27 protein-coding genes, 1 pseudogene and 1 riboswitch are annotated in these 26,351 nt (G+C 38.8%); of the genes and pseudogenes, 7 read left to right on the forward strand and 21 right to left on the reverse strand.

Features of this window, described 5'->3' with window-relative positions:
* Nucleotides 1–88 precede the first annotated feature (88 nt).
* From M2M59_RS11695 to sufC, 7 genes are all read right to left on the reverse strand, one after another.
* Nucleotides 89–748 (reverse strand): DUF3226 domain-containing protein, encoded by a 660-nt coding sequence (locus M2M59_RS11695; protein WP_249774647.1) that lies wholly within the window; start codon nt 746–748, stop codon nt 89–91.
* Nucleotides 748–1,821: an AAA family ATPase gene (locus M2M59_RS11700; protein WP_249774648.1), complete on the reverse strand. Its 1,074-nt coding sequence runs from the start codon at nt 1,819–1,821 to the stop codon at nt 748–750. The genes M2M59_RS11695 and M2M59_RS11700 overlap by 1 nt, the downstream gene beginning before the upstream one ends.
* 323 nt (nt 1,822–2,144) lie before the next feature.
* Complete coding sequence (gene sufB, locus M2M59_RS11705; RefSeq protein WP_147196391.1) at nt 2,145–3,542, reverse strand: Fe-S cluster assembly protein SufB; 1,398 nt, start codon at nt 3,540–3,542, stop codon at nt 2,145–2,147.
* Between the two features lie 185 nt (nt 3,543–3,727).
* Complete coding sequence (sufU, locus tag M2M59_RS11710) at nt 3,728–4,165, reverse strand: Fe-S cluster assembly sulfur transfer protein SufU (protein ID WP_173668481.1); 438 nt, start codon at nt 4,163–4,165, stop codon at nt 3,728–3,730.
* Nucleotides 4,152–5,384, reverse strand: coding sequence for an aminotransferase class V-fold PLP-dependent enzyme (locus M2M59_RS11715; protein ID WP_147196389.1), 1,233 nt, complete (start codon nt 5,382–5,384; stop codon nt 4,152–4,154). Before M2M59_RS11715 ends, sufU begins: the two co-directional genes overlap by 14 nt.
* Entirely contained in the window at nt 5,384–6,691 is a 1,308-nt protein-coding gene (gene sufD, locus M2M59_RS11720; protein ID WP_147196387.1) for a Fe-S cluster assembly protein SufD, read from the reverse strand. Before sufD ends, M2M59_RS11715 begins: the two co-directional genes overlap by 1 nt.
* Nucleotides 6,692–6,709: 18 nt before the next feature.
* Nucleotides 6,710–7,495 carry a Fe-S cluster assembly ATPase SufC gene (gene sufC / locus M2M59_RS11725; protein ID WP_147196385.1) on the reverse strand — a complete coding sequence of 262 codons (786 nt, stop codon included), beginning with the start codon at nt 7,493–7,495 and terminating at the stop codon, nt 6,710–6,712.
* Nucleotides 7,496–7,997: 502 nt separating this feature from the next.
* Between sufC and M2M59_RS11730 the strand changes: the two genes are divergently transcribed.
* Entirely contained in the window at nt 7,998–8,903 is a 906-nt protein-coding gene (locus M2M59_RS11730; RefSeq protein WP_249774649.1) for a glutamate biosynthesis transcriptional regulator GltC, read from the forward strand.
* A gap of 37 nt (nt 8,904–8,940) precedes the next feature.
* Here M2M59_RS11730 and M2M59_RS11735 read toward each other — a convergent pair whose 3' ends face one another.
* The 10 genes from M2M59_RS11735 to M2M59_RS11780 all read right to left on the reverse strand — a co-directional run bounded on the left by M2M59_RS11735 (nt 8,941) and on the right by M2M59_RS11780 (nt 18,869).
* Complete coding sequence (locus tag M2M59_RS11735) at nt 8,941–9,759, reverse strand: MetQ/NlpA family ABC transporter substrate-binding protein (protein ID WP_249774650.1); 819 nt, start codon at nt 9,757–9,759, stop codon at nt 8,941–8,943.
* 51 nt (nt 9,760–9,810) lie between these two features.
* Nucleotides 9,811–10,479, reverse strand: a complete 669-nt coding sequence (locus M2M59_RS11740; protein ID WP_249774651.1) for a methionine ABC transporter permease — start codon at nt 10,477–10,479, stop codon at nt 9,811–9,813.
* Nucleotides 10,469–11,494, reverse strand: coding sequence for a methionine ABC transporter ATP-binding protein (locus M2M59_RS11745; RefSeq protein WP_249774652.1), 1,026 nt, complete (start codon nt 11,492–11,494; stop codon nt 10,469–10,471). Before M2M59_RS11745 ends, M2M59_RS11740 begins: the two co-directional genes overlap by 11 nt.
* A gap of 89 nt (nt 11,495–11,583) precedes the next feature.
* Nucleotides 11,584–11,689, reverse strand: a riboswitch (SAM riboswitch).
* Nucleotides 11,690–11,745: 56 nt separating this feature from the next.
* A complete protein-coding gene (locus M2M59_RS11750; RefSeq protein WP_147196375.1) occupies nt 11,746–12,054 on the reverse strand; it encodes a thioredoxin family protein in 309 nt (102 codons plus the stop codon).
* 14 nt (nt 12,055–12,068) lie between these two features.
* Complete coding sequence (locus M2M59_RS11755) at nt 12,069–12,410, reverse strand: toprim domain-containing protein (RefSeq protein WP_066789282.1); 342 nt, start codon at nt 12,408–12,410, stop codon at nt 12,069–12,071.
* 88 nt (nt 12,411–12,498) lie between these two features.
* The gene (gene gcvH, locus M2M59_RS11760; protein ID WP_066789285.1) at nt 12,499–12,882 is read right to left on the reverse strand and encodes a glycine cleavage system protein GcvH; all 384 of its coding nucleotides are present in this window, start codon (nt 12,880–12,882) and stop codon (nt 12,499–12,501) included.
* A 78-nt stretch (nt 12,883–12,960) separates the two neighbouring features.
* Nucleotides 12,961–13,317, reverse strand: a complete 357-nt coding sequence (locus M2M59_RS11765) for an arsenate reductase family protein (protein ID WP_066789288.1) — start codon at nt 13,315–13,317, stop codon at nt 12,961–12,963.
* Nucleotides 13,318–13,436: 119 nt separating this feature from the next.
* A complete protein-coding gene (locus tag M2M59_RS11770) occupies nt 13,437–15,221 on the reverse strand; it encodes an acyl-CoA dehydrogenase FadE (RefSeq protein ID WP_066789291.1) in 1,785 nt (594 codons plus the stop codon).
* 55 nt (nt 15,222–15,276) lie between these two features.
* Nucleotides 15,277–16,449 (reverse strand): acetyl-CoA C-acetyltransferase, encoded by a 1,173-nt coding sequence (locus M2M59_RS11775; protein WP_249774653.1) that lies wholly within the window; start codon nt 16,447–16,449, stop codon nt 15,277–15,279.
* Between the two features lie 29 nt (nt 16,450–16,478).
* The gene (locus M2M59_RS11780) at nt 16,479–18,869 is read right to left on the reverse strand and encodes a 3-hydroxyacyl-CoA dehydrogenase/enoyl-CoA hydratase family protein (RefSeq protein ID WP_249774654.1); all 2,391 of its coding nucleotides are present in this window, start codon (nt 18,867–18,869) and stop codon (nt 16,479–16,481) included.
* Between the two features lie 450 nt (nt 18,870–19,319).
* On the opposite strand from M2M59_RS11780, the gene M2M59_RS11785 reads away from it, so the two are divergent.
* From M2M59_RS11785 to M2M59_RS11805, 5 genes are all read left to right on the forward strand, one after another.
* Nucleotides 19,320–19,925, forward strand: coding sequence for a general stress protein (locus M2M59_RS11785; protein ID WP_084246938.1), 606 nt, complete (start codon nt 19,320–19,322; stop codon nt 19,923–19,925).
* Between the two features lie 167 nt (nt 19,926–20,092).
* Nucleotides 20,093–21,454, forward strand: a complete 1,362-nt coding sequence (gene mgtE, locus M2M59_RS11790) for a magnesium transporter (protein ID WP_371923784.1) — start codon at nt 20,093–20,095, stop codon at nt 21,452–21,454.
* An 84-nt stretch (nt 21,455–21,538) separates the two neighbouring features.
* The gene (locus tag M2M59_RS11795; RefSeq protein ID WP_249774656.1) at nt 21,539–21,904 is read left to right on the forward strand and encodes a DUF2188 domain-containing protein; all 366 of its coding nucleotides are present in this window, start codon (nt 21,539–21,541) and stop codon (nt 21,902–21,904) included.
* Nucleotides 21,905–22,104: 200 nt separating this feature from the next.
* Complete coding sequence (locus M2M59_RS11800) at nt 22,105–22,425, forward strand: thioredoxin family protein (protein ID WP_147196371.1); 321 nt, start codon at nt 22,105–22,107, stop codon at nt 22,423–22,425.
* Between the two features lie 76 nt (nt 22,426–22,501).
* Entirely contained in the window at nt 22,502–23,044 is a 543-nt protein-coding gene (locus M2M59_RS11805) for a C39 family peptidase (protein WP_249774657.1), read from the forward strand.
* Here the strand turns inward: M2M59_RS11805 and M2M59_RS11810 are convergent.
* Nucleotides 23,006–23,902, reverse strand: a complete 897-nt coding sequence (locus M2M59_RS11810) for a 5'-3' exonuclease (protein ID WP_147196366.1) — start codon at nt 23,900–23,902, stop codon at nt 23,006–23,008. The genes M2M59_RS11805 and M2M59_RS11810 overlap by 39 nt on opposite strands.
* Before the next feature lie 186 nt (nt 23,903–24,088).
* Between M2M59_RS11810 and M2M59_RS11815 the strand changes: the two are divergent.
* Nucleotides 24,089–25,276: pseudogene (locus M2M59_RS11815) on the forward strand (MFS transporter); the annotation flags it as partial.
* Between the two features lie 86 nt (nt 25,277–25,362).
* Here M2M59_RS11815 and M2M59_RS11820 read toward each other — a convergent pair.
* The 3 genes from M2M59_RS11820 to M2M59_RS11830 form a co-directional block, all read right to left on the reverse strand.
* Entirely contained in the window at nt 25,363–25,671 is a 309-nt protein-coding gene (locus M2M59_RS11820) for a DUF3784 domain-containing protein (protein WP_249774659.1), read from the reverse strand.
* A 74-nt stretch (nt 25,672–25,745) separates the two neighbouring features.
* Entirely contained in the window at nt 25,746–25,988 is a 243-nt protein-coding gene (locus tag M2M59_RS11825; RefSeq protein ID WP_249774660.1) for a hypothetical protein, read from the reverse strand.
* Nucleotides 25,989–25,997: 9 nt separating this feature from the next.
* The gene (locus M2M59_RS11830) at nt 25,998–26,168 is read right to left on the reverse strand and encodes a Fe3+ hydroxamate ABC transporter substrate-binding protein (protein ID WP_249774661.1); all 171 of its coding nucleotides are present in this window, start codon (nt 26,166–26,168) and stop codon (nt 25,998–26,000) included.
* Nucleotides 26,169–26,351: the final 183 nt, after the last annotated feature.

A 26,351-nucleotide genomic window follows, 5' to 3' on the forward strand; every position in this document is an offset into this window, starting at 1 on the left:
AAGGAGACGAACTATTGTAGTTCGTCTCCTTTAAATGATTACCATAAAATGCTTTTTCTTTTTTGAAGTTAAGAGGGCTAAAAAAATCTTATAATTCATTTATAAAATTAATAAGTGGATTTAAACAAGCATGATTTAGATTCCAATATCCTCTTTGTGCTCCCAACCCTAAGTTATTAACAATTTTCGGCATGGAGGCCAGGAAAATCAACGTTTTTGTTTTAGATATATTCCTTGGCATTTCAAATCCTTCTAGTTTTGATAATGAATCTATATAGAAATCAATTTTGTCCATTAATGGATGGTCGGAATTTGTTCTAAGACATAAATCCTCTAACATCGTGCCTTCCTCACTTCCCGGCATTATAAATATTCCTACACGTACATTATCATTAGAATATTTTAATTGTTCGCTGGGAGAAGAAAAGCCATTATTAGTTAAAATTTTACTTATACTTTGAAAGGCAGATTCTTTGCTACTATCTGCATCTCTAATTACCGCCATTGATTTAACATTCTCAAAACCAGTACGATTCTTTAATGCTGCTAGTTGTGTCTTGAACTTTTCTACTCCTCCTAAAGATACTATCTGTATCTCATTCTCTTTTCTAACGAGTAATTCGTTTCTTTTAATGAGCTCTTTAAAAAAAATAACTTCATCATTTCCTTCAACTAATAGGAGTTTTGGTTTTAAAATACGAGAATCTTCCTCAGAAGTAATTCGTTTTGAATTAGGTATAGTTGGCATTAGCGTACCTCCCACCCATTACTAATGGCAACTTCTAGAGTTTCATAAGTAAAAATCTTTCCAATTTGATTATTCTCTTCTGTATTCTCAACCCTAATGTACCTAAATTCATCATGTCTATCAGGTGATATTCCATCTATGGCCGAAGCTAAACATTCATAACTGTGTGTAGTAGCAAAAATTTGACAATTATATTTTTCAGCAACCTCTGAAATAATATCCCATACTTTCGGAATAATCGTGTAGTGTATGCCATTATCAATCTCATCAATTAAAACGAGACCATTTTTATTAGAAATAATTGATAATAGAATGGTTAAAACTCTACCTATCCCATCGCCCATATAGTTTATGGGAATTTTCTTCCCAACACCTATATCTCCATATAATAATGACATGTTATTACTTAATGTTATCGATGTAAGACTTTTTAATCTTGGTTCTATCATTCTTAAAAAATTTAAAACAACTTCTGTATCACCATTAATATCGAGTTCACCGTAAAGAATAGCATTTTCATTTGGATGAGTATTATTTTTCGCAGATAAAAATCGTGCTTGTTTCTCTGAAGGTCTTCCATTTTCTACATTAAGCGAAAGACCGTTTTGATTTATCATTATTTTAAGTTCTTGTTTAGGATTTTTACCATTTTTAAAAATAATGTCTAAATAACTTGATGAAAAGAAATTATCATCAAAATTATTATTTATATTATCATTACCTTGAATTATTGCTGTACTTTTTGAGAAATCATTAATATATTTTATTAACATTTTCTCAGGTGATTTTCCTTTTTCCGTAATTTCTATTTTTATTTCTTTGTCTAAGTTAAAACTATTAAAAATGGGAGCAAAAAGAGATTCTGTCTTTAAAGGAATTTCATTCATCCCACGCCAATTATATTGTCTTATTAACATATTAGGGTTAAGACGATCATAAAATAAAAATAATGCTTCTAAAATAGTTGTTTTCCCTGCATTATTTTTTCCACCAAACAAGTTGATTCTTGAGAAATTTTGTATATTAAGTTTTGTTAATCCTTTAAAATTATTAATTTTTAGTTCTGAAATCAAAGAGATTCCCCCCCACGCTTGTTTCTCATTTGATATTATACATTATTTTCAACAGGATATATTACTAATATATCAGAATTTTTTTATAAGGAAATAACTTTTGTTAAACTGTACGAGTATTCACTAATATCATTTCTTTTATTGTCATTTAGAACAACTTAATCTCCCAAAACAAAGAGAGCCTGGTTATGTACTTATCTCTTCATGAAAAAAAGAATCCGTACAAAAAGTATACGGATTCCTGATGAGAGTATCTTAAGAATAAACGGTATCAGACTATATGAAGGCCGCTTAAATTATTGATACACTCCTATTTATTTTTGTTAACCGATAGAACCTTCCATTTCGAATTTGATTAGACGGTTCATTTCAACCGCATATTCCATTGGAAGTTCTTTTGTGAATGGTTCGATGAAGCCCATTACGATCATTTCTGTTGCTTCTTGTTCAGAAACACCACGGCTCATCAAGTAGAATAATTGTTCTTCTGATACTTTTGATACTTTCGCTTCGTGTTCTAGAGCGATTTGATCATTCATCACTTCATTGTAAGGAATTGTATCTGAAGTTGATTCGTTGTCCATAATCAATGTATCACATTCGATATTGGCACGAGCATTTGTTGCGCGTTTACCGAATTTTACTTGTCCACGGTATGTTACGTTACCACCGTGTTTTGAGATGGATTTAGAAACAATTGTTGATGATGTGTTTGGTGCTAAGTGAATCATTTTAGCGCCTGTATCTTGGTTTTGGCCGCGTCCAGCAATCGCAATAGATAAAGTCATACCACGTGCGCCTTCGCCTTTTAGGATACATGCTGGGTATTTCATTGTAAGTTTAGAACCGATATTACCATCGATCCATTCCATTGTTGCATTTTCTTCACATGTTGCACGTTTTGTTACCAAGTTGTACACGTTGTTTGCCCAGTTTTGGATTGTTGTATAACGGCAGTATGCATCTTTTTTGATGAAGATTTCTACAACCGCACTGTGCAATGAACTTGTTGTATAAACAGGTGCTGTACATCCTTCTACATAGTGCACGCTTGCGCCTTCATCCACGATGATTAAAGTACGCTCGAATTGACCCATGTTTTCAGAGTTGATACGGAAATAAGCTTGAAGTGGTGTTTCAAGTTCAACGCCTTTTGGTACATAGATGAATGAACCACCTGACCATACAGCTGAATTCAATGCTGCAAACTTGTTGTCATTTGGCGGGATTGCTTTACCGAAGTATTCTTTGAAAAGATCTTCGTTTTCACGAAGAGCTGAGTCTGTATCTTTGAAGACAACGCCTAAATTTTCAAGCTCTTCTTTCATGTTGTGGTATACCACTTCTGATTCGTATTGTGCAGATACACCGGCAAGATATTTTTGCTCTGCTTCAGGGATACCTAGTTTATCAAATGTTGCTTTGATTTCAGCAGGTACTTCATCCCATGATTTCTGAGTTGCTTCAGATGGTTTTACGTAGTACGTAATTTCATCGAAGTTTAAACCGGATAAGTCGCCGCCCCATTGAGGCATTGGTTTTGAATAGAAAATGTCTAATGATTTCAAGCGGAAGTCAAGCATCCACTCTGGCTCATCTTTCATTTTTGAGATCTCTTTTACGATTTCAGGAGTTAGCCCACGTTCTGTACGGAAAATGGATACGTCTTTGTCATGGAAGCCGTACTCGTAATCGCCAATTTCAGGCATTTGTTTAGCCATTATTTCTCCTCCTCTTATTATCCCTAACTTGCACTGCAAGTTACTTTTAGATGTAGTGTAAATGTTCCGCTTCAGACGACGCTTTCCACGGGCTTGACTTCAATCTCCTCATCACTACGTTCCTGCGGGGCTTTCAGTTCAAGCATTTTCCGTTGGAGTCGTCATCTTCCGCTTCCCAAATGGAATTATGATTCTAATTCTTTAATACCCTTTTCCATCGCTTTCCAAGAAAGTGTTGCGCATTTGATTCGAGCTGGGAATTGAGAGACACCGGATAGTGCTTCTACATCGCCAAGGTCCAATGATTCGTCATGCTCATGGCCAAGCATCATTTCAGAGAAGACATGTGCTAGTTCTACTGCTTCTTCCGTTGTTTTCCCGATGATAGTTTGTGTCATCATGGAAGCGGAAGACATTGAAATTGAACAGCCTTCTCCGTCAAATTTCGCATCTTTTACGATGTTATCTTCAACTTGTAGTGACAAATGGATACGGTCACCACATGTAGGGTTATTCATATCGATAGAAATGTTTGAGTCATCGATCACGCCTTTGTTGCGTGGCTTTTTATAGTGATCCATAATGACAGAACGATAAAGTTGATCAAGTTTATTCATTGACATCAGCAAAATACTCCTTTGCATTACGCAACCCTTCAACAAGTCGGTCAATATCCTCTTCATTATTATAAATATAGAAGCTTGCACGGGCTGTTGCTGCACAGGAGAGCCATCTCATCAATGGTTGTGCACAGTGATGGCCAGCACGTACTGCAATGCCTTCCATATCTAGCGCTGTCGCTAAATCATGTGGGTGTACGCCTTCTAGGTTGAATGTTATCAGCCCTGAACGTTTTGCAGGATCTGTTGGACCATAAATTGAAATGCCCTCAATCTTTGCCATTTGTTCAAATGCATATTGAGTTAATCTACGTTCATGTTCCACGATTCTGTCCATGCCGATTTCTTCAAGGAAATCAATCGCAGCACCAAGTCCAATCGCACCGGCGATGTTTGGTGTGCCGCCTTCAAATTTCCAAGGAAGGTCTGCCCATGTAGATTCATACAAATCAACTGTGCTGATCATTTCGCCCCCGAAGGATATTGGCGTCATGTTTTCTAGGTGCTCTTTTTTACCATATAATACACCAATACCAGTTGGGCCGCACATTTTATGGCCGGAGAATGCTAGAAAATCACAATCTAAGTCTTGTACATCTGTTTTAAAATGAGGTACACCTTGTGCCCCATCTACCACCATAACTGCGCCATGTGAATGAGCAACAGCTGTGATTTCTTTGATCGGGTTGATTGTGCCCAGTACATTAGATGCTGAAGACATCGCAACGATTTTAGTACGATCTGTAATTGCTTCTTTGACTGTATCCATTGAAATAGTACCATCAGGATTCAACTCGACGTATTTAAGTGTTGCATTTTTTTCTTTAGCAAGCTGTTGCCAAGGAATCAAGTTGGAGTGGTGCTCCATGTAGGTGATGACAATTTCATCGCCCTCACCTACATTTTCGCGGCCATAACTTGCTGCAATCATATTTAAGCTTTCAGTAGTACCACGCGTAAAGATGATTTCTTCCGTTGACTTAGCATTGATAAATTTGCGGACTTTCTCACGCGCTCCTTCATAGGAGTCTGTTGCACGATTGCCCAATGTATGAACGCCACGGTGGACGTTTGAGTTTTCGTATTCATAGTAGCGCTTCACAGCCTCAAGCACTTGAATTGGCTTTTGAGTTGTAGCAGCACTATCTAAATAGACTAGAGGATGACCATTTACTTCTTGGTTTAATACTGGAAAATAGCTTCGAATATCTTCATTAATCATTAGCGAACTTTCCTTTCAATGACCTCCGTCAATTGTTTTTTAACGCCTTCGATTGGCAATTTGTTAACGACAGGGGCTAAGAATCCATGAATTACTAAACGTTCTGCTTCTGTTTTTGAAATGCCTCGGCTCATTAGGTAGTACAACTGAACTGGGTCAACGCGGCCAACTGAAGCTGCGTGTCCAGCAGTTACATCATCTTCCTCAATCAATAGGATTGGATTAGCGTCGCCTCGAGCATCTTTGCTTAACATAAGAACGCGTGATTCTTGTTCTGCATCCGCTTTTGTTGCACCATGCTCGATTTTGCCGATACCGTTGAAAATAGCACGAGCCGCATCTTTCATTACAGCATGAGTCAAAATATAACCGTTAGATGCTTTACCCCAATGTCTTACTTCTGTAGTAAAGTTTTGGCTTTGTTCGCCGCGACCTACAACCACTGATTTAGCATCTGCATGTGAACCATCACCTTTTAGGTATGTGATGTTTTCAGAAATCGTATCGCTGTCATTCATCAAGCCAAGTGCCCAATCAATTGTCGCATCACGATGTAAAATGCCTCGGCGGTTCACGTAAGTTGTCAAACCTTTTGCAAGCACATCTACAGCGCCATACGTAACTTTTGCATTATCGTTTACGATTACCTCTGAGATAATGTTAGCTTGTCCTTTTGCTTCTTCCATAGTAGAAAGATAGTTTTCCACATAAGTGACAGAGCTGTTTGCTTCTGCTACAACCAATACATGGTTGAATAATGAAGCATCTTCATTGTCATGAAGGAAAATGGCTTGGATTGGTTCTTCTACTACCACATTCTTTGGTACATAGACAAACACACCGCCATTAACTAAAGCTGCGTGCAAAGATGTCAGTTTGTGCTGATTCACTTCTACGCCTTCAGTCATGAAGTACTTTTGTACAAGCTCGCTATGTTCGCGTGCTGCTGTATGGATATCTGTAAGAATAACGCCTTGAGCTGCTAGATCTTCTGATAATTGTAAGAAAGCTGGCGTGTTATTGCGTTGAATATAAATGTTTTGTTGACCTTCAATGTCTACGATTGCCTTTACTTCTGCTGGCAAATCTTCCAAAGAAGCAAATGGAGCGCTCTCCACTAAAAGTGATGGAAATTCAGTGAAGTTCCATTTTTCGATATTTGTTTTATCTGGTTTTGCCATTGGCAAGTTCTCTACATCCGCTAGTGCACGTTCACGAAGCTCAGTCAACCAGCTAGGTTCGCTTTGGGCTTCAGAGAAAGAGCGTACATCTTCGGCGGTTACTGTTAATTTTGTTTCAACCGTCATGTTGGCTCATCCTCCCTCTTATGCTTCTTGTCCTGTAGTTTCTTCTTCGTCTTCGATTCCTAATTCTTGTTTAACCCAGTCATAGCCTTCAGCTTCTAGTCTTTGAGCTAACTCTTCGCCACCAGATTTAACTACGCGACCTTGCATCATTACGTGTACATGATCAGGTGTGATGTAGTTTAATAGGCGTTGATAGTGGGTAATCATTAAGCAACCGAAACCTTCGCCGCGCATTGCATTGATTCCTTTAGATACAACTTTTAATGCATCGATATCTAAACCAGAGTCGATTTCATCTAAGATACCGAATTTAGGTTTTAACATCATTAATTGAAGAATTTCATTACGTTTTTTCTCACCGCCAGAGAATCCTTCATTTAAGTAACGTTGGCCCATTTCTTCAGGCATTTCTAGGTAGTCCATTTTTTCATCTAATTCGCGGATGAATTTCATAAGTGAAATTTCGTTGCCTTCGCCGCGTTTTGCGTTGATTGCAGAACGCATAAAGTCTGCGTTAGTAACACCGCTGATTTCTGAAGGATATTGCATTGCTAGGAATAGACCTGCTTTTGCGCGTTCGTCTACTTCCATAGCTAGTACATCTTCGCCATCTAAAGTAATAGAACCAGATGTTACTTCATATTTTGGATGGCCCATAATAGCAGAAGCTAATGTAGATTTACCTGTACCGTTTGGACCCATGATTGCATGTACTTCGTTTGTATTGAGTGATAAATTAACACCCTTTAAAATCTCTTTGCCTTCAATTTCGACGTGAAGATCTTTAATGACTAAAGTTGACATTGTATTACCCCCATTTATTTTCAATGAAATGTTTGCTGTCATTTCTAATTTAATATCATTCTAATTTTATCTCAAAAAAAAGCCCTTTGCAAATCATTTGAAAATGTTTCTCATCCTAATCAAAGATAGTTGGTATACATTATTTCAAAACATTTTGGGCTCACTATCTATCAGCTTAAATGAAAATCAAATGATTTTCAATAGAAGGATTCTAATTGAGAATTGATTTCACTATGAAAACTGTGTTAACCCCTTTACTATTCTAGTTTCATCCACATATCCTCTCCCATTCTGACACGCATTTCTTTTAAAACAATCAAAATAAGATCTTTCGCTTTCATAGAATCACCTCGCCCTATTCTACCCAGATTCATGATTCACTATTAAGGCAATGTGTTCTTTTTTTATGGGAAACTGGCTTTCCATTTTAAAAAACATCCAAAACATATATAATTCAATTAGAATTAATCGAAAAATTAGATAGAAAGGAGTGAGTGTCGGTTTGGAATTACGCCAATTACGATATTTTGTCGCTGTAGCAGAAAGAGAGCATATTTCGATTGCTGCTGAAAGACTGCAAGTGGCACAATCAGCAGTCAGCAGGCAAATCGCCAATTTAGAGGATGAACTAGGTGTTAAACTATTTGAACGCATTGGTCGAAATGTGAAGCTTACGCCTATAGGCAAAGTATTTTATGAACACACACTGGAATCATTGAAAGCCATCGACTTTGCACAAAAACAGATTGAAGAATACTTGAACCCTGAAGAAGGAACGATTAAAATCGGCTTCCCTACAAGCCTGGCTAGTTTTTTGCTGCCCACCATCATATCAGCCTTCAAGAAAGAACATCCGACGGTTTCCTTTCAATTACGCCAAGGGTCTTATCGCTATCTGATCCAGGCTGTAAAGGATCGCGAATTAAACTTAGCTTTCTTAGGGCCTGTTCCAGCAAACGAAGAATTGATTGATACAAAAATACTTTTTACTGAAAACATCGCCGCTTTGGTCCCTGAAAACCATCGCCTGGCAAATAAAAAGGAAATCCAATTGGCCGACCTTCATAAAGATCCTTTTGTTGTGTTTCCGAGAGATTACATACTACATCAGGTTGCTGTAGAAGCTTGCAAATCCGTCGGTTTTACACCACATATCACAACGATGGGTGAAGATTTAGATGCTTTAAAGGGCTTGGTTGCCGCAGGAATCGGCGTAAGCCTACTACCGGAAAGTGCATTTTACGATGCTACACCTCGTCGTACAGCTAAGTTGACGCTCACCAATCCGCCATTCACACGAAATGTTGGGGTTATCTATCCACGCAATCGTGACCTGGCCCCTTCTGAAAAAATCTTTTTAGACTTTGTATGCCAACTATTCTCACGGCTGTCGCAATTTAAATTATAAAAAAGGTGTAAGCATTAAATGCTTACACCTTTTTGTTTTATTTAGAAACCGGTACAACTGACCCTTTCCATTCTTTCGTAATGAAGTCTTGGATTTCTTTTGAATGCAGGGCATCTACTAGTTTTTTCACTGCTTTGTTGTCTTTATTTTTCTTCTTCACTGCTACTACGTTTACATATGGTGAATCAGAGCTTTCAATAGCAATAGCGTCTTTTGTTGGGACTAAACCAGCATCAATAGCGAAATTAGAGTTGATGACAACTGCATCGCCTTCTCCGTTTTTGTACATTTGCACTAGCATTTCAGGTGCAGTGCCGCCATCGATTTTTAAGTGTTTCGGATTTTCATCAATATCTTTAATGACTGCTTTAGTAGGATCTACACCTTTTTTAAGCGTAATCAACTTGTTTGCTTGAAGCAATTGAAGTGTACGACCTTGGTCAGTCACAGAGTTGGAAATTAGAATAGTCGCTCCATCTGGCAACTTATCAAGTGATTTATATTTTTGTGAATAGACGCCGATTGGTTCGATGTGAATCTTGCCGGCAATCGCAAAATCATAGTTATTATCTTTCATTTGCTCTTCAAGATACGGAATGTGTTGGAAGTAGTTAGCATCAAGATCACCATTATCTAAATCTTTGTTTGGCAACACATAATCTTGATATTTTTCAATCTTCAAATCAATGCCTTCTTTTTTAAGAATTGGCTTCGCTTTTTCCAAAATGATGGCATGAGGCGTATTAGATGCACCCACTACCAATTCTTTGTCTGATCCTGCTTTGTCTTTGTTTCCGCATGCTGCTAGGCTAAGTGCCAATGATGCGGTAAGAATTCCTGCTACAAGTTTCTTCATTTTTCATAACTCCCTTTCGTTTTATGTGAACGTCTGAACGGTTCAACCAAATTATCGTTTATCAAGTCTTGCTGTAATAAAGTCACCCACTATTTGGATAACAAACACGATGATTAATATAAACACCGTGGCAACGAATACGACGTCTGTACGGCTACGTTGGAAGCCATCTAAAAAGGCTAAGTCGCCAAGGCCACCTGCTCCAATGATGCCCGCCATTGCTGTATAACCGACTAATGCTACAGCTGTCACTGTAATACCAGATATCAAAGCTGGCCATGATTCTGGGATTAAGACCTTCCAGATTAATGTACTTGTTTTAGCGCCCATAGATCGGACTGCCTCAATGACCCCTTTATCAATCTCCCGGAAAGAAATCAATACCAGTCTTGCATAGAATGGAGCAGCGCCGATAATTAATGCCGGCAATGCTGCATTCGCTCCCCGAAGCGTTCCCAATAGCATTTTAGTAAACGGGATAAGGAGGATCACCAGAATAATAAATGGAATAGAGCGGAAAATATTCACGACTGATCCTGTCAGCCAATTGACTAGCTTATTTGCCCATAATTGATTCGGACTGCTCAAAAATAGGATAATCCCTAATAGAAGCCCTATGACAAAGGTGAACACAGTTGAGACTACTGTCATATAAATAGTTTCCTGTGTTGCTTCCCACATTGCTAGCCAATCCACATTTGGAAATAACTTAGTTAGCATGTTGGATCACCTCCGATTTAACGTCTTCCCCATCTAAGTATTGAATGGCTTTATTTATATTTTCTTCATTGCCTGCAATGCGAACGATCAGTGTGCCGTATGGACCGCTTTTGGTAGCGGAAATATTTCCGTGCACAATATTTACATCCACATCGAATGTGCGAATCAAATGCGAAATCACTGGCTGCTCAGCTTTCTTGCCGACAAATGTCAGCTGAATTAATTGGCTGTTTGGATCATCCAACATTTGCGAAATCGATTCTTTATGTTCTGCTGATTCTGTTACCTGAGAAACGAATTTTTTTGTAATTTCTGCTTTTGGCGATTGGAACACCTCTAGAACATTGCCTTGCTCAACGATTTGCCCAGCCTCCATCACGGCCACTCGATGACAGATTTTGCGTATAACATGCATTTCGTGTGTGATAAGCACAACTGTAATGCCCAGCTTTTCATTAATGTCTAAAAGCAAATCTAGGATAGCATCTGTTGTTTCCGGATCGAGCGCTGAGGTTGCTTCGTCACAAAGCAACACTTCTGGATTATTGGCTAATGCCCTTGCAATTCCTACGCGCTGTTTTTGCCCACCTGACAATTGGGCTGGATAGGCTTTCTCTCTTCCCTTTAAGCCAACCATTTCAACTAATTCGCTTACTCGCTTTTGGCGTGCCTCTTTTCCAACGCCCGCTATTTCAAGAGGGAAGGCGATATTTTCTTCCACAGTCCGCGACCATAGCAGGTTGAAATGCTGGAATATCATGCTGATCTTCTGTCTTGCCTGTCTCAGTTCTTTTCCCTTAATGGTGGATATATCGTACCCGCTCACTTGTACGGTGCCTGAAGTCGGTTTTTCCAACCCGTTTAATAAACGAATCATTGTACTCTTACCAGCACCGCTGTAACCGATAATTCCAAATATTTCACCTTTTCTGATCGTCAAATTGGCATCTTGGACAGCTGTAAGGGATCCACTTGCTGTTTTATATTTTTTTAGTACATTCTTTAAGAGAATCATAGCCAAACCCCTTTCATCAAAAAAAATAAGGCCTTTCTGTTAAAGATAAACAGAAAGGCCTTACGTATTGTATTTATACGAAAACCGTTCTCTCATCTTCCAAAGTTTACACTTTGTGTGAATTGGCACCATATCACAAACTGTGACGGTTGCCGGGCTTCATAGGGCACTTCCCTCCACCTCTCTTAATAAGAGCAACGCAATATTTAATTAGGTTATGCTAGTTACTTTACCATGCTGAATTTTGTTCGTCAATCCTTTTTTTGAAACTTTTCAAACAAATATGACACAGACTGAAAAGCGTATATTTTGTCATGCACTTCGCCATCTTCAGCGATTAACAGGCAAGGAACACTTTCCACCTGATATTCATATGCCAGTTCTTCAGCATAATTCAAATTGATTTTACCCATTGGGATTTGTGGGAATGTTTGTTGGATGACCTCCATCATTTTAGAGGCAACCATGCATGTACCACACATGGGCGTATAGAGATAAAAAGCGCACAATTGGCCGCTTTTTTTCGTGTTTTCCCATTCTTCAATTGACCATTCTTGCATCGATTGGATCATCCCTATTCTATAAAATAAGCAGGGTCAATTTCGAAATCTGCTGCTAATAAGACCCTTGCCAAATATTTTCTTGGAGTCGTTTCTACCTGTCTATATAAGGAGAGTGTACGCAAATGATATGCCTCTGGATACTCTTTTTTCATCAGTGCCCGCAAGCGGTCGCCTGAGTAATCTTCATCGAATAATGTGTATAAATCATATTGTTCGTAAGGGGTTAGCAACTCTTCTAGCTTGCTTGCGCTAATCGTTCCATTGGTGCATATAATTGGAATGCTTTCTGTCAATAGAGGTGCTATTTGAAGCTTATCCTGCCTTCCCTCTACTATAAGCACTTTATCAGGCAATGCCCGCACCTCCTCATTGGATAGTCAGACGATACTCTCAGTTGATATAAAAAGCGCCAACACAGAATAGTGAGGCGCTTGAATAAGATTATTCTTCGATTAATTCGCCGTATTGTTCAGCAGATAATAGCGCATCGATTTGAGATGAATCTGAAGGTTCTACAACAACCATCCATGCTTTTTCATATGGTGATTCGTTAACGAATTCAGGGCTGTCTTCTAACTCTCCATTGATTTCAACTACTTTACCTGAGATTGGCGCGTATAATTCTGAAACTGTTTTAACAGATTCAACACTACCAAATGGTTCGTCTGCTACGATTTCGTCGCCTACTTCTGGAAGTTCTACGAATACGATATCGCCAAGTTCAGATTGTGCGAACTCTGTAATGCCGATGCGTACTTTACCGTCTTCTGTTTTCACCCATTCATGCTCTTCTGAATAACGCAAACTTGCTGGAATATTACTCATTTCTACCCCTCCAAATATGTATTTATATTCATATTAATTTTGACATAATCCTTATCTAAAAACAAGCAATTCTATAAGCTACTTCCATGTATTTTCAAAATCTTCTTCTTTAAAACCTAAGGTGATTTTTTGACCATCTGTAACGATAGGTCTCTTTAGAAGCATACCGTCTGACGCAAGCAATGCAAGCTGGTCTTCCTCGCTCATATCCTTTAGTCGATCTTTCAGCTCAAGTTCACGATATTTCTTCCCAGAGGTGTTAAAGAACTTTTTCAGCGGCAAGCCACTAAGCTTCCAAAACGATTTAATTTCTTCCGCAGAAGGCGTACTTTCAACAATGTGACGCTCCGTAAATGGAATATTGTGATTCAGCAGCCAAGCTTTCGCTTTTTTGCAGGTTGTACAATTAGGATATTGTATTAAATTGATTGGCATAAACATTCCTTCTTTCCTCTACAAATACTCCTACTATTGTAGAGCGACACTTATTTATACGCAAGGAATCCGGCCACATGATTAGTATGACCGGATTCCAAAGGTTTATTTACTTATGATTAGACTGTATATTTTTCAGCTGAGATTAATTTAACAGATGCATGGCGTTTTTTAGAAATCAGGTTGTAAGGTGTATAGCGAGTTAATTTGCGCAATGCAGATAATAGCATGCGTGATTCATCACCTTCGACTGATGCCAAAATAGTTTCTTTTGCTTCTTTTTCAATTTCAGCAAATGCTTCTTGGCAGAAGATTTCTGTATACAAAACTTTTTGTGCCGCTTTATCAAATCCATCACGGCTAAGCGCTTTTTCAGAACGTAATACAACAGATTCCATTGCAAATAGCTGGTTCGCGATATTGGCAATATTCACAAGTACTTCTTGTTCTTGCTCTAATTTTGCACCAAAGCGTTGTACTGCTGTACCTGCAGCCAATAGGGCAATTTTCTTCGCCATTTTTACAAGGTGTTTTTCTTGTGCTAATGGCTCATCACCGATTTCTTCTGGCATCATTGACAATAATTCAGCTTGCAGGCTTTGTGCTTGTTGCAATAAAGGTAGTTCGCCTTTCATCGCTTTTTTCACAAATGTGCCTGGTACAATCAATCTGTTAATCTCATTCGTACCTTCAAAGATACGGTTGATACGTGAGTCACGGTAGATGCGTTCTACTTCGTATTCTTGCATATAACCATAACCACCATGCAATTGAACAGCTTCATCCGCGATATAATCTAATGTTTCAGAACCAAATACTTTATTGATTGAACATTCGATTGCATATTCTGCGATTGCTGCAGCTACTTTTTTGCCGTCTTTTTGTTCTTCAGGGCTTAAGTGGCTCATGCGTTCTTCAAAGTAACCAACTGTACGGTAAATTAGCGATTCTGATGCATACAATCTTGAAGCCATTGTCGATAATTTTTCTTTTGTTAAGTTAAAGGAAGAGATTGGTGTGCCAAATTGTTGGCGTTGGTTTGTATAAGCGATTGCCAATTCAAGCGCGCGTTTTGAAGCACCAATTGAACCTACGCCCAATTTGTAACGGCCGATATTTAAAATGTTGAATGCGATCACATGGCCGCGTCCTACTTCACCAAGCAAGTTTTCAACAGGCACTTTCGCATCTTCTAAAATTAGAGTACGAGTTGAAGAAGACTTGATCCCCATTTTCTTTTCTTCTGCGCCTGTTGATACGCCAGGGTAGTTGCGCTCAACAATGAATGCTGAGAATTTATCGCCATCTACTTTTGCATATACAACAAATACATCAGCAAAACCAGCGTTTGTAATCCATTGTTTTTCACCGTTCAGAATGTAATGAGTTCCTTCTTCGTTTAACTTGGCAGTTGTTTTAGCACCCAATGCGTCAGAGCCTGATCCTGGTTCTGTTAATGCATAAGCAGCAATCAATGCGCCAGAAGCTAGTTTTGGCAAGTATTTTTGCTTTTGGTCCTCATTGCCGAATAATACGATTGGCAGTGAACCAATTCCTACATGTGCACCATGTGTAATTGAGAAGCCGCCTACTCGTGCCATTTTTTCTGCAATTAACGCAGATGAAATCTTATCAAGACCAAGGCCTTCATATTCTTCTGGTACATCGGCTGCCAACAAGCCTAATTCGCCAGCTTGCTTTAATAAACGCACGGAATGTTCAAATTCATGATTTTCTAGATTTTCCACAACAGGTAGTACTTCATTGTGAACATAGTCTTCTGTTGTTTTAGCAATCATTTTTTGTTCATCAGTGAAATCTTCCGGAGTGAATACACGATTTGCTTCCAGATCCTCTGTTAAAAAACTGCCGCCTTTAATTAGGTTTAATGTATTTTCTGCCATTCTGAATCTCTCCCTTTATTTAAATTTTTCTTTAAGTACAAGTTGTATTTCTACTCTATAATATTTCGAAGACGCCAGCTGCGCCCATACCGCCGCCGATACACATGGTAACAACCCCGTATTTTTTACCTTGGCGTTTTAACTCATGAATCAGCTTTAAGGTAAGCACTGTGCCTGTTGCACCTAATGGATGACCAAGAGCAATAGCTCCTCCATTTACGTTTACCTTTTCTAAATCAATGCCCAATTCACGAACGACTTGGATTGATTGTGAAGCAAACGCTTCATTGATCTCCCATAAATCAATATCCTCTATTGATAAACCTGCAATCTTCAATGCTTTTGGTACGGCCACAATCGGTCCAATCCCCATAACTTCAGGAGGCACTCCACCTACTGCGAAGCCTAGAAATTTTGCCATTGGCTTTAGGCCTTGCTTTTCTGCTTCTTCACGGTCCATGACTAGCACAGCCCCAGCTCCATCTGATGTTTGCGAAGCATTACCAGCTGTTACTGACCCTTTAATAGAAAATGCAGGGCGTAATTTGGCTAATGTTTCAGCAGACGTCCCAACACGAACACCTTCATCCTTATCAAAGGTAAATGTTTTGACTTGCGGTTTATTATTTTCATCTACATAGTGCTGCTCTACTTCAACCGGCACAATTTCATCTGCAAATTTGCCTTCAGCAATAGCTTTTGCAGCTCTTTCATGTGAGCGTACAGCAAATGCATCTTGATCTTCTCGGCTGACTTCGTATTTCTTAGCTACTTCTTCCGCAGTATGGCCCATGCTCATATAATACTCTGGCGCCTCTTCTGCTAGTTTAAGATTTGGTCGAATGACATGCCCCATCATTGGCACCATGCTCATCGACTCCGTACCGCCTGCAATGATTGCTGTTGCATGGCCAAGCATAATTCGTTCAGCTGCGTAAGCAATCGACTGCAATCCAGAAGAACAAAAACGGTTGACGGTCACGGCCGGCGTTGTATCAGGAAGCCCTGCCAGTGCACCTACCATGCGAGCAACATTCATTCCTTGTTCTGCTTCCGGCATCGCACAGCCTATAATTAAGTCATCTATTGGACCTTCGTATCCCGAACGCTTCAAAGTTTCTTTCACTACTAATGCGCCTAAATCATCGGGTCTTACAGTTGCTAAAGACCCTTTCTTTGCTTTTCCGATCGGTGTTCTCGCACCTGCTACTATTACGGCTTCACGCATGTGTTTTCCCCCTTCGTGCATGGTAACGATTAGTTACGCAGCGGTTTGCCTTTCATTAACATATATTGCATTCTCGCTTGTGATTTTGGATGACTTACAAGGCTGATAAATGCCTCTCTTTCCAAATTCAACAGGTACTGTTCATCCACCAATGTACCGTATGGGACATTTCCGCCGGATAGAACATAAGCCAATTTTTTAGCAATATAGAGATCATGTTCACTGATATAACCTGACTGCAATAGGTTTTGAGCACCTAGCAGCAATGTCGCATAGCCCGGTTTACCTGTCACCGGTACTTTTTCGCGAATCGGTGCTGTGTAGCCTGCTTCTGCCATCGCCAATACAGCTTGTTTTGCATCATATAATTGGTGATCAGCATTCACGCTAATGCCATCTGCGAAATCTAAGAAATTGTTTTCTCTTGCCTCTTCGCCAGAAGTTGAAGTTTTAGCCATTGCAATTGTTTCGAATACTTTTGATGCGATCGCTTGTAAATCAACATCCACGCCTTTTGGCAATCCTTTTAGATGCTTGATATATAGCTCTTTGTTTCCGCCACCGCCAGGAATTAACCCAACGCCTGCTTCCACTAAGCCCATGTATGTTTCCATCGTTGCTTGAATATGAGGTGCCGGTAAGCAAACTTCACTTCCGCCGCCAAGCGTCATGCCGAATGGAGCTACTACAATCGGTTTTTCTGAATACTTGATGCGAAGCGTTCCTTGTTGGAATGTATTCACAATATAATCAAGTTCAAACAAGTTGTCGTCTTGAGCTTCCATTAAAATCATTGCCAGATTTGCGCCAACTGAGAAGTTTTTGCCTTGGTTCCCAATGACCATCCCTTTGTACTGATCTGATTGATTTAGAAGATCTAATCCGTGATTTAAGATTTGCATAATATCGAGACCAAGCGCATTTGACTTGGAATGGAATTCTAACAACAATACGCCCTCGCCAAAATCTATTAAACTAGCGCCAGAATTACTTTTCAGAACGCCGTGTTTTTTCTTGTAGCGTTTTAGATCGATTGATTTTTCATTAACGGGCAATAATTTGTATTCCTGGCCGTCAAAGTATGCTAAGTCTCCATCAATCTCTGAATAGAACGTTGTATAACCTGCATCTAATAGAGATTTTACAAATGAAGGGATTTCGTAGCCTTCCGCTTTCATTTTCTCTACTGACTCTGCTACGCCGATGGCATCCCACATTTCGAATGGTCCCTGTGACCAGCCAAAGCCCCATTTCATTGCATTGTCGATAGCCACAATATCATCAGCGATTTCGCCTACTAATTCTGCGGAATAGACTAAGGTTGGAGCAAAGACACTCCATAACAATTCACCTGTACGGTCATTTGCATAAGTTAATGTTTTTACTTTAGCTGCCAAACCTTTTTGTTGCTTCGCCATTTCAATAGAAGGAGTTTTTAGCTTCTTCACAGGCTCGTATTCAAATGTGTCTAAGTTCAGCTCTAAGATTTCTTTACCTTTTTTCACAAAGAAGCCTTGGCCTGATTTAGCGCCTAACCAGCCTTTTTCAACCATTTGTTGCAGATAAGAAGGCACTTCGAATACTTTTTGTTCTTCCCCTGTTGTGTTTTCGTGTACGTTGTTCGCCACATGGACGAATGTATCTAACCCCACAACATCTAGTGTGCGAAGAGTAGCCGATTTCGGACGGCCGATTAATGTACCAGTTACCGAATCAACCTCACCCACTGAATATCCTTTTTCCTTCATGACTTGCAAGGTTTTCATTAAGCCGTATGTACCGATACGGTTGCCGACAAAGTTAGGCGTATCCTTCGCAATAACAACGCCTTTGCCTAAGCGGTCTTCACCGAATTCCTTCATAAATGAAACGACTTCCGGCAATGTATCCTGTGCTGGTATCACCTCAAGCAATTTTAAGTAGCGTGGCGGATTGAAGAAGTGTGTACCAAGGAAATGTTGTTTGAAGTCCTCTGAGCGCCCCTCTGCCATTGCATTGATGCTGATGCCTGATGTATTGGAACTGATGATGCTGCCTTGTTTTCTGGCTTCATCGACTTTTTTATATAAATCTTTTTTGATTGCTAAGTTTTCAACGACAACTTCAATGACCCAGTCAACCTCGCTTAATGCTGATAAATCATCTTCTATATTGCCGACTGAAATTAATTGAAGGTTCTTTTTTGAAGTTAGTGGCGCTGGCTTTTGTTTTAACAGCTTTTGTACAGCTGTAGAAGCAAATCGATTGCGGACTGCTGGTTGGTCTAATGTTAGCCCCTTTGCTCCTTCTTCTTTTGTAAGCTCTCTTGGCACGATATCAAGCAATAATGTAGGAATGCCAACATTGGCTAAATGAGCCGCAATGCCTGACCCCATTACCCCCGAACCAATAACAGCCGCTTTTCTAATATGATAAGCCATGAGCGAATCCTCCCTTTCCCCTTTTGAATGAATACTCATTCATTTTATAATCAAAAAAAATAAAACTTCCTTATCTGTCATTTATTTTAGACTATTTATTGAATTTTCGCAATGAAAAAATCTGACTTTTATAAAAAATGTATAGATAAGTAGTTTTTACTTTTTCTACTTTCTTAAAGTCTACTGATAATTCGCTTCGCTCTAGACGGCACTTTCCGCGGGCTTGGCTTCAATCTCCTCATCACTTCATTCTTGCGGGGCTTTCAGCTCAAGCTTTTCCCGCAGGAGTCGCCGTCTTCCGCTACGCTGTAAAGTAAAGGTGTGTTCTCATTTTTAAGGAATTGAAATTGAACGATTTACTAATAACTTTTAAAGACGTTTTACTCTCAAGTTAAGGGGGTATTTATTCAATAGAGTTAGTTCTTACAAAAATAAAGGAGGATTTTCATAATGGTAAAAAGACAAGTCGTAGGTGTTTATGACACAGATAATGAAGCAATCGCAGCAATTCAAGAATTAAAAAGACAAGGTTATACAGCTGATGAAATATCCGTTATCAGTCAAGATACTCAACAAATGGAGAATGTAACAGAAGAAACGGATACGATGGCAGGCGAAGGAGCTGCAACAGGCGCAGCGACAGGTGGTGTGCTAGGCGGTCTAGGTGGTATTTTGACAGGTCTTGGTGCATTAGCTATCCCTGGGATTGGACCTATCGTAGCAGCAGGCCCAATTATCGCCGGTATTACAGGTGCCGCAGCTGGTGCAGGTGTTGGTGGTTTGGCAGGTGCATTAATCGGTATGGGTATTCCGGATGATGAAGCACAACGTTATAATGAGGATTTCGAAAACGGTAAAATCTTAGTCCTTGTGGATTCTGATCATTATACTCCAACAAATACAACAGTCCGTCGTACGACTGATGTGACTAATGATCCTACTGTAACTAATAACCCTAACCTAACAAATGATCCTAACGTAACCAATGAAACAGTACGTCCAGTTGGTGAAAGGGAAACAATCATTACAGATAGAATCCGTAAAAATTCTTTCTAGGATAATCTATTAGACATTGAGAGCCGTTTCTATTCTTCCGTGAATAGGAATGGTTCTTTTTTATGTTCGTTACAAGTTTCTTTCCTATTGTTTTCATTCTCCCCTGAAAGGGCATAGAGAGTTGAAAGCTATTTAAAGAATGAATGACAAGCGAGGTGTATATGGCAATGGAAAAACAACCACAAAGCCGCGACCATATCGCGAGAGCGCTTATCCAATTATTGCGCGATGGAAACATTGAATCGTTGTCAAAGGCAATTGATTCAATGGAACCAAGAGAACTTTCAGCACAATATCGAAGGCTACCTCGAAAGCGAGTCCCGCTTTTTTTAGAAACAATCGCCACCGAAAAACTAATTTCAATGCTGGCTTTCTTAAATAAAAAGGAACAGCTGCATGTATTAAAAGTTGTCGGTCCTATCCGGTCAACAGAACTGCTGGATAAAATGAAAAGCGAGGATTTATCCTATTTGCTTTCTGATCTTCCTGATAAGCAAGTAGAAAAGTTAATCGCTGAATTGAGGCAAGAAGAAAAAAGAAATATACGTAAAAGGATGAAATATCCTAAGGATGCAGCGGGCCGTATTATGGTCACTAACTATGTGTGGGTACATCAATCATATTCTGTTTCGAAAACTATCGATAAGTTAAAGCATTATAAGGATTTCGCCCATTACTTGAACTATGTGTATATTATTAATGATGAAAAACAGCTCATTGGCGTTATCTCCTACCGTGATCTCCTTTTAGCGCAGCCAGACGAATGTATTGCAGATGTGATGGAGACATCCATCGCCAAGGTGCTTGATACAACAACTCAAGCGGAGGTTGCTAGAATGATCGGCCGCTATGATTTCGTCTCACTGCCAGTGGTAAATGAGGACAATATATTAGTAGGCATCATTCGTGCAGATGAAGTGTTTGATATTGTAGTGAGTGAAGCTAATCGTGACATTGAAATGCTGTTTGCTTCAGGGAAAGAAATTGACTTTCACACGAAGCCATTTGTCGCTACTTACCGACGACTTCCATGGCTCATATTGCTATTATTCATTGGTTTAGTTTCAGGAAGTATCATTTCTCGTTTCGAAGCAACACTTGAAGCAGTTGTAGCTCTCGCTTTTTTCATGCCACTTATCGCGGGCATGACGGGCAATACGGGGACACAGTCGCTCGCCGTAGTAGTTCGCGGACTTGCTTCTGAGGATATAACATTTAGGGCCGCATTAAAGCTTATTCTCCGAGAATTAATTGTTGGGGTGAGCCTTGGCATTATTTGCGGAGTAGTCATATCGATCATCGCGTTTATTTGGCAAGGAAGTATGATCCTTGGACTTGTTGTCGGCTCCTCACTCTTATGTACTTTAATCATCGGCACAATAGCGGGTACGGTAATTCCACTTATCTTGAATAAATTTAAGGTAGATCCCGCAGTGGCGTCAGGACCTCTGATTACGACAATCAACGATATCTTATCGCTGCTTATTTATTTTGGCATTGCTACAATGTTTCTTTCCAAGTTAACGTAAAAAATAGGCTGTCATTCGTTTAGAAAGCCTCCAGCGTTTATCACTTTGCTATAACGGGAATTTAGCCAGCAGGAGGTGTTTTATATGCCATGGACCAAAAAGGATTATCCCGCTTCCATGAAAAATTTAGAAACAGATGTCCGAAACAAAGCGATTGAGATCGCCAATGCCCTGCTGGATGAAGGTTATGAAGAAGGACGTGCGATTGCCATTGCAACTGCAAAAGCACATGAATATGTGGAAGGAAGCAGCAATGAGCGCCCTCGCTTCGAAGCAAAGCCAAGCGACCATGATTGGGTCTTGAAAAAATCAGACAGTGCGCATGCCATTTTTACAGAAAGCTCCAAAGAAGATTTGCTTGCTAAAGGGAAGCCTTATGTAAATAAATATGACGGTATACTTGATGTCTATTATGCTGATGGGAAACTTGAACATACGTTATACGAATAAGACTAGCCGCCTTTATTTAAGATAATGGCGGCTTTTTTTATTGAAGGAAAACCCTGCACCTCACGCATTTCTTTTGCGAAACAGGTAATTACCTGTATACGAGCATTTTGTGATAACATACTAGATATAAATGAGACTTTTCCTTTTGGCTTACTCAAATGGCAAAGAGTTTATATAATAAAGACTATGAGGTGTAAATAATGCAACCAATTACAACAGCAGAACAATTTAACGAAATCATTTCATCCGCTCAACCCGTTGTGGTGAAATTCTTTGCAGGCTGGTGCCCAGATTGCACACGCATGAATATGTTTATTGATCCAATAATCTCAGACTACAACCAATATACATGGTATGAAATCAATCGTGATGATTTCCCTGAGCTTGCTGAAAAATATCAAGTAATGGGTATTCCAAGCCTATTGATTTTCAAAGACGGCGAAAAATTAGCTCACTTACACTCAGCAAATGCAAAAACGCCAACTGATGTAATGGCATTCTTAGACGCACAACAAGCTTAAGACACAAAAAAGGCCTACTTCTAACAGTAGGCCTTTTTTTCAATCGTTCTCTAATTATTTTAATGGAGGTAAAAAAATGCGAATACAGTTGCCCCTAGTTGGCCACTCACAATATGCACCATCCATCCTTGAGAAGTACCGTAACTCCGCATGCGGACCTACTACCGTATTTGTGATTCTTCGCTACCTTTCACTTCAAGAAGAACATAAAAGCATCAACGAACTCTACCAATTGCTAGGATGCACACCGATTGGCTTGTTCTCCCATCGCTTAATCCGAAACTTACGGAAGCTGCTGAGCCCATCCTATGACGGGCGCAAATGTAGTGTTGATGATGCTTTACATGAAATAAATGAAGGACGTCCTGTAATTCTAAAATTTGATCGGTACTTTACCCTTCATTTTTTTACGAAAGGCGATTTTGATTATCATTATGTGCCAATGATAGGTTTTGAAAAGAAAAGGGATGATTTAATTTTAATCATCCATGATAATGGCAGCCCTCATCGTGATAGCCAAATCCGTGAGATCTCTTATCATAAGAACCACGCTATTCTTCGTTTCTTTAAGCTAATTGCACTAAAACATGAGGGAGCGAGCATGACGGGAAATGAGTGAGTACCCTTCCATTGTAAGCTGCTCTAATTTTGAGTGATCCCAGATCGGCAGTTCACAATCATCAAGTGTTCCCTCAATCGGTACATTTTTATTAATTCGTGCTAGTTGTAGCGATAGTTTTAGTATTTCTTCATGTTCCTGAATTTTCGAGCGTTGCGCTGGTTTCAAGTCATCAATTGACGCTAATACACCATCAACAGAACCGTATGTTTGAATCAGCTTCAATGCAGTTTTTGGACCAATTCCTTTCACACCTGGATACCCATCGCTCGTATCTCCCATGAATGCTTTAACATCCGCAAAAAGTGGTGGATCAATAGCATACTCTTCCATAAATCGTTCTTCATTATAAATGTTATACTCTGTATAGCCTTTTTTAGTTAATGCAATAGTAGTAGAAGGATTCAATAATTGAAGTAAATCCTTATCCCCGCTTATGACTGTGATTCTCGCTTTGTCGCTCCATTGGTCGATAATCGACCCTATCGTATCATCCGCTTCCATGCCGACAATACCGAAGTTTTGCCAACCGATCATCTCGGATACATCCTTTGCCATATCAAACTGCGGCTTAAGTTCATCCGGAGGAGCTGGGCGATTCGCTTTATATCCATCAAACAATTCATTACGGAATGTATGAACCCCCATGTCCCAGCAAACAGCAATATGTGTTGGGCGCATAATTGACTGTGCACTTAGTACATGCCTGGCAAATCCTTGGACACCATTAGTCGGCGTGCCATCACTTTTTCTAAAAAATTGATGCATTGGTGCTGTCGCAAAGAACGAACGAAACAATAGCGCCATTCCATCAATGAGCAATAAATGTGGTTGCTTATCCAAAATAAAAATCTCCATTCTAAATACAAGTATACTATGATTATAACAAAAATCGTTTTGAACGTTTGTCTTTTAGTCCCCCGATAATCAGAGCGAACACAACTATTCTATTGAGGAAATAACAGCATAACAAGGATTTTGGAAATATTTGTAGAATAAAGATAGAAAGAAAGTAGAGTTGATAATTACAGTTTTTGGGGGAGCTTTATGTTTAATAGTTTTAGGGCAATTTGGTTAAGTAGTGCGACCTCTGAATTAGGAGGAGCTTTTTTTACTTTTTGTAATTCAATTTTAATTTATAATTTGACCGGCTCTGCGAGTGCATTAGGTTTAGTATGGCTTATCTATTATGTACCATCGTTTTTTATGCAATTATTTATTGGCCCATATATTGATAGATGGAGCAGAAAATACACAATGATAATATGCCAAGGTGTCCGTGCAATATTAGTACTTTTATTAGTCATTCTACTCTTCTCAAATGCATTAAGTATCATTGTCATTTATATTATTCAAATTATTTCTGGTTTAATAATGCCTATTTTCACACCTGCTAATCAAGCTATTTTACCGACAATTATAGAGAAGGATAAATTAGCAAAAGCAAATGCTTCATTAGATAGTGTCCGTCAAATTATGGCTGTTATGGGACCTATTTTGGCAGGTATTTTTGTAGATTTATTTAAGATACATTGGATATTAATGATTGTTGCCATAGCATTTATTTTTAGTTCAATCACCCTTGTCTTTGTAAAAGAGCCCAAAATAAATGGTAACGAACGTAGACCATGGATAGCGGAATTTAAAGAAGGCTTTCAAACCTACATTTCGAATTCTTTAATTGTTTGGTTAGGCGTTTTCTTTGGCTTTGTTCAATTTGGCGTTGGCGTAACAATCGTCACAACTCTTCCATATATTACGACAATCTTAAATCAACCTTATTCTGCATATGGGATATTTATGGCTGGCTTTCCTATTGGATATACGATTGGGGCACTGTTGACTTCCAAAATAAAAATAATTAATGAAATTGCGATTCTGTTCGGAGCTTTGTTTATTGGTGGATGTACATATGTAAGTTTAGCATTTACTCCTTGGTACTCTTTAGCTTTAGTTACTGAATGTATAGCGGGAATTGTAATAGCTATATTTAACATATATAATATTACGCTTATCCAACAAGTTATCCCCAATCATTTAATGGGCAAAGTAACTTCTATTCGCTTGTTAATTATGCGATCAATGCTTCCTACAGGTATTTTGATTGCTACGATTGGGGTAAATTTTGTATCTATTCGAAACTTGTATTTAATGATAGGCCTTATTATATGTATGACATCAACATGTGGGTTTTTTATTTTAAAAGTAAAAAGAAAAATCATTAGGATTTAACCTAATTAATTTGAAGAGCATAAATTGTTTATAAACAATTTATGCTCTCGTTGGTTTATCTAAATTGTTAATAACACTACTACCATTTATTTTTTAAACCTATTTCCTGTATTAGCATAAATCAACATAAATGCTACGGCACCGATGAATAAAATGATCCCTACTGTAAATAGCCAATCCGTTGCATACACCTCGCTGAGAAGCCAGAACAACATACAGAATGATAATACAAACATCATTTTCCCCATAAACTTGCAAAGTGCAACCGTATCGTAATTTTCTTTTTCTTCAGGTGACATTGTATTGAAGCCTGCAATCAAAGAGGAACCTTTGCCATTGATGAATATAATACCGATCCCTATGAATAATGCGATGACAATTATCATTACAACCATATTTATCCCTCACTTTAAAAGTAAGCTTTTATTACCTTTAAAACCTTTTATTATTATTGAGAAACAAGCATAAGTTAATTTCCATCAGCTTTTTTACGTCTTCTAATACTAATTATTATGTATACGATAAGGAATAGAACAATGTAAGAAGTTAAAATAATTCCTATCCCCATCCAGATACCATCTTCAAAGAGCATTGTAAACCCATCCCAGGGTGGAATCAGTCTGAAAACTAACTTAATAATAATTAACCCTAAAGCTATACTTAAAGCATCCTTAATGTTCTTCATTGCAACACCACCTTGCTGTACCGCCATAAAACCTCATTAATTCACTTTATTAATACAATTTGCACAAAAAATAATACTTTCTTTTTTTAAATAAGATTTAATTTCGACCATAATCGAATGCTTCGGAACTTTCATCTTCGCGTAAATTTCTTCCCCATCACGAACTTCTCGGTTGCAAATAGAGCAATATAGCGTACGTTTAAACATTTACAAAACCTCCTCATTCAGGATATTTCTTCATTTGTCATCGCTATGTAATTTATTATTTTTCATTTTCTATATTATTGCACTTTAACCAAAGGACAATTGGATATAATTAGTTTCTTCTACCATACTTTTACTCTATCCTACATACTGTTGATGGATAACGTCAAGATTATCACTCAATAT

The sequence above is a fragment of the Rummeliibacillus sp. G93 genome (assembly GCF_023515935.1).
Taxonomy (GTDB): Bacteria; Bacillota; Bacilli; order Bacillales_A; family Planococcaceae; genus Rummeliibacillus; species Rummeliibacillus stabekisii.

What these genes read in the sequence shown, in the direction of transcription:
- M2M59_RS11740 (WP_249774651.1), bottom strand. Translation starts at nt 10,479, where the DNA reads ATGCTAACTAAGTTATTTCCAAATGTGGATTGGCTAGCAATGTGGGAA.
- M2M59_RS11825 (WP_249774660.1), bottom strand. Translation starts at nt 25,988, where the DNA reads ATGGCGGTACAGCAAGGTGGTGTTGCAATGAAGAACATTAAGGATGCT.
- M2M59_RS11695 (WP_249774647.1), bottom strand. Translation starts at nt 748, where the DNA reads ATGCCAACTATACCTAATTCAAAACGAATTACTTCTGAGGAAGATTCT.
- mgtE (WP_371923784.1), top strand. Translation starts at nt 20,093, where the DNA reads ATGGAAAAACAACCACAAAGCCGCGACCATATCGCGAGAGCGCTTATC.
- sufU (WP_173668481.1), bottom strand. Translation starts at nt 4,165, where the DNA reads ATGTCAATGAATAAACTTGATCAACTTTATCGTTCTGTCATTATGGAT.
- M2M59_RS11775 (WP_249774653.1), bottom strand. Translation starts at nt 16,449, where the DNA reads ATGCGTGAAGCCGTAATAGTAGCAGGTGCGAGAACACCGATCGGAAAA.
- gcvH (WP_066789285.1), bottom strand. Translation starts at nt 12,882, where the DNA reads ATGAGTAATATTCCAGCAAGTTTGCGTTATTCAGAAGAGCATGAATGG.
- M2M59_RS11810 (WP_147196366.1), bottom strand. Translation starts at nt 23,902, where the DNA reads ATGGAGATTTTTATTTTGGATAAGCAACCACATTTATTGCTCATTGAT.
- sufD (WP_147196387.1), bottom strand. Translation starts at nt 6,691, where the DNA reads ATGACGGTTGAAACAAAATTAACAGTAACCGCCGAAGATGTACGCTCT.
- M2M59_RS11830 (WP_249774661.1), bottom strand. Translation starts at nt 26,168, where the DNA reads ATGTTTAAACGTACGCTATATTGCTCTATTTGCAACCGAGAAGTTCGT.
- M2M59_RS11805 (WP_249774657.1), top strand. Translation starts at nt 22,502, where the DNA reads ATGCGAATACAGTTGCCCCTAGTTGGCCACTCACAATATGCACCATCC.
- sufB (WP_147196391.1), bottom strand. Translation starts at nt 3,542, where the DNA reads ATGGCTAAACAAATGCCTGAAATTGGCGATTACGAGTACGGCTTCCAT.
- M2M59_RS11820 (WP_249774659.1), bottom strand. Translation starts at nt 25,671, where the DNA reads ATGGTTGTAATGATAATTGTCATCGCATTATTCATAGGGATCGGTATT.
- M2M59_RS11735 (WP_249774650.1), bottom strand. Translation starts at nt 9,759, where the DNA reads ATGAAGAAACTTGTAGCAGGAATTCTTACCGCATCATTGGCACTTAGC.
- M2M59_RS11745 (WP_249774652.1), bottom strand. Translation starts at nt 11,494, where the DNA reads ATGATTCTCTTAAAGAATGTACTAAAAAAATATAAAACAGCAAGTGGA.
- M2M59_RS11750 (WP_147196375.1), bottom strand. Translation starts at nt 12,054, where the DNA reads ATGCAAGAATGGTCAATTGAAGAATGGGAAAACACGAAAAAAAGCGGC.
- M2M59_RS11795 (WP_249774656.1), top strand. Translation starts at nt 21,539, where the DNA reads ATGCCATGGACCAAAAAGGATTATCCCGCTTCCATGAAAAATTTAGAA.
- M2M59_RS11800 (WP_147196371.1), top strand. Translation starts at nt 22,105, where the DNA reads ATGCAACCAATTACAACAGCAGAACAATTTAACGAAATCATTTCATCC.
- M2M59_RS11780 (WP_249774654.1), bottom strand. Translation starts at nt 18,869, where the DNA reads ATGGCTTATCATATTAGAAAAGCGGCTGTTATTGGTTCGGGGGTAATG.
- M2M59_RS11785 (WP_084246938.1), top strand. Translation starts at nt 19,320, where the DNA reads ATGGTAAAAAGACAAGTCGTAGGTGTTTATGACACAGATAATGAAGCA.
- M2M59_RS11770 (WP_066789291.1), bottom strand. Translation starts at nt 15,221, where the DNA reads ATGGCAGAAAATACATTAAACCTAATTAAAGGCGGCAGTTTTTTAACA.
- M2M59_RS11765 (WP_066789288.1), bottom strand. Translation starts at nt 13,317, where the DNA reads ATGCCAATCAATTTAATACAATATCCTAATTGTACAACCTGCAAAAAA.
- sufC (WP_147196385.1), bottom strand. Translation starts at nt 7,495, where the DNA reads ATGTCAACTTTAGTCATTAAAGATCTTCACGTCGAAATTGAAGGCAAA.
- M2M59_RS11715 (WP_147196389.1), bottom strand. Translation starts at nt 5,384, where the DNA reads ATGATTAATGAAGATATTCGAAGCTATTTTCCAGTATTAAACCAAGAA.